Here is a 912-nt window from a genome sequence, read left to right on the forward strand (position 1 = left end):
AATTTAGTTTAGCAGTTACAAAAGCGACAATGACCGGTCAAACACTGTTGCTTATCCATTACTCATAAAAGGAGAAATGAAGCATGGCGAAAGGCATTGATTACGCAGGTAAGAATAACTCAACAAAAAGCAATTTGAGAGCTATTAAGGATGCAGGGTACAAATTTATCGGACGTTATTATGGTGAGTCGGATTGGAAGCGCCTGACCAAAGAAGAGGCTAGGCTCATTTCTGATGCTGGATTATATATTGTAACTGTTTATCAAAATGGCGGACGAGATATCGATGAGTTTACGTATACTAACGGGAAAAAGGCTTGCAGGAGCGCCATTCGGCAAGCAGAGGAAGTTGGTCAGCCATATGATACTCCAATTTATTTTGCAGTAGACATGGAGATTAAAAATAACAGTGATTTCGAAGCGATTGATGATTACTTTAGAGGCATAGTAAAGGAAATGAGCAATTACAAGCGAGATAATAATGGTGATGGTTTTAAAATTGGGGTATATGGAAGTTACTATGTTGTGAAGTACATTGACGAAGAGGTAAGCGGAGTCACCTATTTATGGCAGTGTAAAGCATGGAGTTATGGTAAAGATTACAAGAATCGTGACTTGTACCAATATAGTATTGATAAGCCTTTGAAACTAAATAATGGAAATACCATCTACGTAGATTTCTGCGAATCAACTGGAAGTGCGGGTGGATTCCAAGTAGATTAAAAATGCTCCCAACGGATTTCTTCACGAATCGAGAGCGTAAAAAGTTTTGTGTAAATGGTTAAACTTCCCATTAAGGAGATGATCATTTATGCAAGACAAAAGAGACATGACGATCAAGGAGTTAGCGAAGGATTGCCGTACCATCGAAGACGTGCACACCATGCTGAAAGATTTGTTCCGTGACACCATC

Annotated in this window: 1 protein-coding gene; it reads left to right on the forward strand. The window is 39.0% G+C overall.

Annotation, left to right across the window (positions count from 1 at the left end):
* Positions 1 to 83: 83 nt before the first annotated feature.
* On the forward strand, positions 84 to 722 hold the full coding sequence (locus tag EDM57_RS22745) for a DUF1906 domain-containing protein (protein ID WP_122906948.1): 639 nt from the start codon (positions 84 to 86) through the stop codon (positions 720 to 722).
* The last annotated feature ends 190 nt before the right edge of the window (positions 723 to 912 follow it).

Source organism: Brevibacillus gelatini, assembly GCF_003710935.1.
In the GTDB taxonomy this organism is placed as follows: domain Bacteria; phylum Bacillota; class Bacilli; order Brevibacillales; family Brevibacillaceae; genus Brevibacillus; species Brevibacillus gelatini.